The sequence below is a fragment of the Streptomyces bambusae genome (assembly GCF_019400985.1).
In the GTDB taxonomy this organism is placed as follows: Bacteria; Actinomycetota; Actinomycetes; order Streptomycetales; family Streptomycetaceae; genus Streptomyces; species Streptomyces bambusae_A.
Window position 1 is genome coordinate 1 of record NZ_WTFF01000393.1, and the last position, 5,943, is coordinate 5,943.

The 5,943-nt window shown below is 75.9% G+C and carries 4 protein-coding genes; 1 reads left to right on the forward strand and 3 read right to left on the reverse strand.

The window, feature by feature from the left end; genetic code table 11:
- Positions 1-397: 397 nt before the first annotated feature.
- Both GPJ59_RS32365 and GPJ59_RS32370 read right to left on the reverse strand, forming a co-directional pair.
- Positions 398-1,393 (reverse strand): TAXI family TRAP transporter solute-binding subunit, encoded by a 996-nt coding sequence (locus GPJ59_RS32365; RefSeq protein ID WP_219671485.1) that lies wholly within the window; start codon positions 1,391-1,393, stop codon positions 398-400.
- Between the two features lie 32 nt (positions 1,394-1,425).
- On the reverse strand, positions 1,426-1,599 hold the full coding sequence (locus tag GPJ59_RS32370; protein ID WP_308120606.1) for a hypothetical protein: 174 nt from the start codon (positions 1,597-1,599) through the stop codon (positions 1,426-1,428).
- A gap of 350 nt (positions 1,600-1,949) precedes the next feature.
- Here GPJ59_RS32370 and GPJ59_RS32375 point away from each other — a divergent pair, with 350 nt between their 5' ends.
- Entirely contained in the window at positions 1,950-5,141 is a 3,192-nt protein-coding gene (locus tag GPJ59_RS32375) for an amino acid adenylation domain-containing protein (RefSeq protein WP_219671486.1), read from the forward strand.
- A gap of 67 nt (positions 5,142-5,208) precedes the next feature.
- Here GPJ59_RS32375 and GPJ59_RS32380 read toward each other — a convergent pair whose 3' ends face one another.
- On the reverse strand, positions 5,209-5,670 hold the full coding sequence (locus GPJ59_RS32380) for a hypothetical protein (protein ID WP_219671487.1): 462 nt from the start codon (positions 5,668-5,670) through the stop codon (positions 5,209-5,211).
- Positions 5,671-5,943: the final 273 nt, after the last annotated feature.

The following is a 5,943-nucleotide window of genomic DNA, read 5'->3' on the forward strand; positions in this document are numbered from 1 at the left end:
CCCGTGCCCCCGTCCGCGCTGCCGGGCGGACCTGGCGGCAGCCCGGTGCGGATCGCGCCGTGCGTGGGTGCCGTCGTCTCCCTGCCGCTCGTCGCCAGGCCTGCTACCGGGCCACCAGGCCGCGGGGCCGCGTCGGTCCGCCGGAGGCATCCGCGTCCCCGTCCGCGCTGCCGGGCGGACCTGGCGGCGGCCCGGTGCCGATCGCGCCGTGCGTGGGTGCCGTCGTCTCCCTGCCGCTCGTCGCCGGGCCTGCTACCGGGGCACCAGGTCGCTGGGCCGCGTCGGCCCGCCGGAGGCACCCTGCCCCCGTCCGCGCTGCCGGGCGGACCCGGCGGCAGCCCGGTGCCGATCGCGCCGTGTGTGAGTGCCGTCGTCCCCCTGCCGCCCGCCGCCAGGCCTACGGCTTGACGGAGCGGTAGTACCGGGCCGCGCCCCGGTGCAGTTCCAGCGGGTCCGTGTAGATCGCCGTACGCAGGTCCACCAGCTGCGCCGCGTGCACCTCGTGGCCGATGCCGTCCCGGCTCAGGATCACCGTCCGCGTGAACCGTTCGGCGAGGTCCGCGCCCGTCCGGTCGGTCGTCACCAGCAGGTTCGGCACGGCCAGTGTGGCCACCGCCGAGGTGTTGCGGGCCCGGGCGTACGCGTCCTGCGGCATCACCGCCGCGCGGTAGTAGTGCGTCAGGCTGCCACCGCCCTGCATGGCCGGAACCAGGTCCCCCAGCGGCACCAGCCGGATCTCGAAGCGCTCCGACAGCTCGCGCACCGCGTTGGTGGGCAGTCCGCCGGACCAGAAGAACGCGTCGATCCGCCCGGCCTCCAGCTCCGCCGGCATCGTGTCGATGCCGATCGACACCGGTGTCACGTCCCGCACCGGGTCCAGCTTGGCCGCCGCCAGCAGCCGGTCCGAGATCAGCCGTACGCCCGACCCCGGCTGCCCGACCGCGACCCGCTTGCCCCGCAGGTCCGCCGCCGAGTGGACCGGCGAGGCCGCCGGCACCACCAGCTGTACGTAGTCGTCGTAGAGCCGGGCGACCCCGCGCAGCCGCTCCGCGCCCGGCTTCCTGTCCAGCTGGTACTTGGCCACCGCGTCGGCTGTCGCGATCGTGACGTCGGCCTCGCCGCGGGCCACCCGCTCCAGGTTCTGCTGCGAGCCCTCGCTGGGTACCAGGCGGACGTCCACGCCGGGCATGTCCCGGTTCAGCTCCTGCCGCAGCAGGCCGCCGTAGCGGTGGTAGACCCCGGTGGGCACGCCCGTGCTGAAGGTCAGCCGGCCGCCCAGCGCCGGCTCCCCGAACGGCCACAGCCACCAGACCAGCAGCCCGAGCGCGACCAGCGCGGCGAGCAGACCCCGCAGCGCGCGGCGCCTGCTGATCGGGGGCAGTACGAGTGGCATGGGCGAGATCCTGCCAGCCGTCCGCCGTCCTGTCACGGCCGGTCGGTCGCGGCGGTCTCCGCCGGCGGGCCCGGCTCCACCGCAGGCAGGGCCTCCCGCAGCAGCTCCAGCAGCGTGCGCGCCGCCGGCCCGGCCGGTCCGTCAGTACGCCAGGCCAGCGCGACCCGGCCGCGCAGCACCGGCCCGGTGATCCGCAGCTCGCACACCGCCTGTTCCCTCGCCCCCGTCCCCGCCGCTGCCCGCGCTCGTGCCGTGGCCTCCGGCCCTGCCTGCGCCCTGGGCTCCGCCCCTGCCGCGGGCTTTGCCCCCGTCTGCCCCAGCGCCCCCGTCTCCGGTCCCGGCCCTGCCGCCGCCCCCCGCCCCTCTCTTGGCCCGCGCGGTCCGTCCTCTCCCGTCCGTCCGCCCCTCACCCCCGGCCTCGCACCATCGACTTCACGCCGTTTTCCCGCCTCCGGCGTCCGGATCCCGTCGGTCCGGGCCACCCGGACCGACGGCTGGCTAGGCTCATACAAAAGAGAGTGCTCGTTTTGTTACGTGGTGGGAGAGGGCGGGTTCCATGGTGGTGGACGGGATGGTGGCGCAGCCGGCGGCCTCGGCGGCCCCGGCGGGGCGTGAGGCGTACGGGCGGCCCCTGGGCGAGTTGTTCCTCGCACGGGCCCAGGAGCACGCCGAGCGGCTCGCGATCGACGTACCGGGCGGCCGGCGGTACACGTACGCGGAACTCGCCCGCCAGGTCACCCGGTTCGCCGCCGGGGTACGGGCGCTGGGCGCGGCGCCGGGCACGGTCGTCGCCGTGGCCGGCTCCCGCAGCGCGGAGGCGTGCGTGGCGCTGCTCGGCGTGGTGTGCGCGGGGGCGGCCTACCTCCCGCTCGACCAGAGCCTGCCCGCCGCCCGCGCGGCCGGCATGCTCCAGGACGGGGCCGCCGTCGCGGTGGTCCGGCTGCCCGGCGCCGCCTCGGCCGCCGCACCGGTTCCGACCTGGGACTACGAGCAGGTGCTCCAGGCCGGGTCCGCCGCCGGGCCCGCCGGGGCGGGGCCGTTCCCCGGGGGACCGGACGGCACCGGCGAAGACGTCGACACGCCCGCGTACGTCATGTTCACCTCGGGCACCACCGGCCGCCCCAAGGCGGTCGCGGTGCCCCGGCGCGGACTGGTCCGCCTCGCCGTCGACAACGGCTTCCTGGACGTCCGGCCCACCGACCGGGTGCTGCACGCCGCCACGCTCTCCTTCGACGCCTCCGTCCTGGAGATGTGGCCCGCCCTGCTGAACGGCGCCTGCCTGGTGCCCGCCGACTCCACCCTCCTGCTGGCCCCGTACGCCCTGCACGAGTTCCTGGGCGCCCAGCGCATCAGCGTGATGTTCGCGACCACGAGCGTCTTCCACCACATCGCCCAGGAACGGCCGGAGACCTTCGCCGGCCTGCGCTACGTCCTGACCGGCGGGGAGGCGCTGCGGCCCGACGCGGCCCGCCGGGTGCTGGAGCTCGGCCGCCCCGACCATCTCGTCAACGCCTACGGGCCCACGGAGGCGGCCTGTGTGGCGACGGCCCACCAGGTGGAGCACGTGCCGGCCGGTGCCACCGGGGTGCCCATCGGCCGCGCGATCTCCGACACCCTCTGCCTGGTCCTGCGCGAGGACGGCACCGAGGCCGGGCCGGGGGAGGAGGGCGAACTCTGCATAGGCGGCCCGGCCGTGGCCGCCGGGTACCTGAACAACGCGGCCGAGAGTGCCCGCCGCTTCGTCACCCTCGACACCCTCGACACTCCCGACCGGGACGCCGGCGGCGAGGCCGTCCGCGTGTACCGCACCGGAGACTTCGTCCGGCAACTGCCCGACGGGCTGCTGGAGTTCTGCGGCCGCCGCGACGACCAGGTCAAGGTGCGGGGCTTCCGCATCGAGCTCGGCGAGATCACCGACGCGCTCGCCGCGCACCCGGCCGTCACCGACTGCGTGGTGCTGCCCCGCGAGGACGGCGCCACCCGCTCCCTGGCCCTCTACGCCGCCACCGGCCCGGACGGCGCAGGCCCCCGCCCCACCGCCCAGGACCTGCGCGCCCATCTGGCCGCCCGGCTGCCGGCCTTCATGGTCCCGGCCCACATCACCGTGCTGGAGCAGCTGCCGCTGGCCGCCAACGGCAAGGTGGACCGGGCCGCGCTCCTCGCGCCGGCCCCGGCCGAGGCGGCCGCCCCGGCCGCAGCCGCCGCGGTGGACCACGCCGCTGGGGCCACCGTCGCCGAGGTGGTCGCCCGGATCTGGGCCGACACCCTGCCCCAGGGGGCAGCGGACGACGCGGACGGGGACGACGCGGGCGGGGACGACGACTTCTTCGCGCGCGGCGGCAACTCCCTGACCGCCTCCACCCTCGTCCGCCTGGTCCAGGACGCCCTGTCGATCGGCGGCTCCCACAGCTACCGGCTGGTCGGGGAACTCCTCATGCAGCCCAGCCGCAAGGCCTTCACGGCGGCCGTCGAGGCCACCGTCCGGGGCCTGCCGGCCACCTCCCGGCCGGCCGCCGCCGACCGCTGGCTGCCCGACCTCGACCGCCCGGTCCCGCCCGTGCTGACGACCGCCGAACCCCGGCCCGGCTGGCAGCGGCCCCGGCACGTCCTGCTGACCGGCGCCACCGGCTTCCTCGGCGCCCACCTGCTGCGTGAACTCCTCGACCGCACCGGCGCCGAGATCCACCTGCTGGTCCGCGGCCACGACGAGGAGCACGCCCGCGTGCGCCTGGCCCGGGCCCAGGCCCGCCACGGCATCGAGCGCCGGCTGCCGCACGAGCGCATCCGCATCCACCTCGGGGACCTGGCCGCGCCCCGGCTCGGGCTCGGCGAGGCCGCGTACGCCGATCTGGCCGGCCTCGTGGACGTCGTCCACCACTGCGGGGCGGACGTCAACTTCCTCTATCCGTACGAGCAGTTGCGGCCGGCCAACGTGGACGGCACGGCCGAGGTGATCGCGCTCGCGGCCGCCCGCGCGGTCCCGGTGCACTTCGTCTCCACCATCGGCGTCGTGCACGGCTTCGGCGCCGCCGGCGTCCGCCGGGTCGAGGAGGACACCCCGCTCGACCACGTCGAGCTGCTGTCCATGGGGTACACCGAGAGCAAGTGGGTCGCCGAGCAGCTGCTCCGCAAGGCCGCGCTCGCCGGCCTGCCCGCCGCCGTGTACCGTCCGCACGAGATCACCGGCGACACGCGCAGCCACGTCTGGGACAGCGGGGCCGCCCTGTGCGAACTGTTCCGGCTGGTCTGCGAGATGGGCCTGGCCCCCGACCTGCCGGTGGCGCTGAACTTCGTCCCCGTGGACCACGCGGCCGCCGCCATCGTCCACCTCGCCCTGCACCAGGAGGCGCAGGGGCAGACGTACCATCTCACCAACCCCCGCGAAGCGCTGCTGGAGGACCTGGTCGAGCGGCTGCGGGTGCACGGGCACCGCATCGACACCGTCCCCTACCGCGCGTGGACGCAGGCGATGACCGCCCATCTCGCCGACCGGCCCGGACACCCCTTCACGCCGTTCGCGCCCCGCTTCACCACGCTCGCGGCCGGCGGCGACCTCACCCTCGAAGAGATGTGCGCGACCACGTACTTCCCCGAGCTGGGCCGGGACCGGATCGAGCGCGACCTGGCCGGCAGCGGACTTGTCTGCCCGCCGGTCGACGCCGGGCTGCTGGACCGCTACATCCGCTACTTCCACGCCTCCGGCTTCATCCCCGAGCCGGCGCCCCGGGACCGGAGCGGACGGCCGTAGGCGCGGCGCGCGCGGCGCCGGCCGTCCCACCCGCGGGGGTGGCACGGCCGGCGCCGCGGGCGGCACCTCAGATGTCGATGACCCGGTACGCGACGGTGTACACGCCGCCGGAGCCCTCGACCGAGCGGTACTGGACCTCGCCGCCGAACTCGCTGCCCGTGACCAGGGTGGCGCCGAGCTTGTCGTCCGAGCTGGTCGAGTCGTAGTCCCACACCGTCAGGGTGCGAGCCTGCTGCTTGCCCAGGACGAGCGCCGCGTTGCCGTTCGCGTCGGTCAGCGAGCGTACGTAACCGGGGCCCATCGTCTGGTACTTGGCGCTGCCGGGCCACACCTTGACCTGGTTGCCGTTGGCGTCGGTGATCTTGATGTAGGCCTCGTCGTGGTCGCCCTCGCTCTGCTGGTGGCAGGTCAGCTCCAGCAGTTCGATCCGGACGTAGTCGATCGGCTCGGCCTGTGCGGTGCCCGCGAAGGCGGCGAGGCTGCCGAGCGCGAACAGTGCGGCGGGGGCGATCCTGGCGGTGCGGCGCATGGGGGGTCCCCCTGTGTGATGTTTCGCTGAGTGGTGTTCCGCTGGGCGGTGTCCGCCCGCCCCGTGTACTCCCCCCGGAGCGGGGTGCCGTTCCTCCGGCACGGCACCCACTGTGCCGCCTGCCGCCCCGCCGGCTCTACGCGCGTTCCGCTCAGCGGAACGCTCCTGCCGGCCGGGCGGCGCCTCAGCTGAGCAGCCCCGGCGGGAGTTCGGCCGGACGGGGCGCGCGGCCCCGCGCCAGCCCGCGTGCCACGGCCCCGGCGGGCTCGGCGA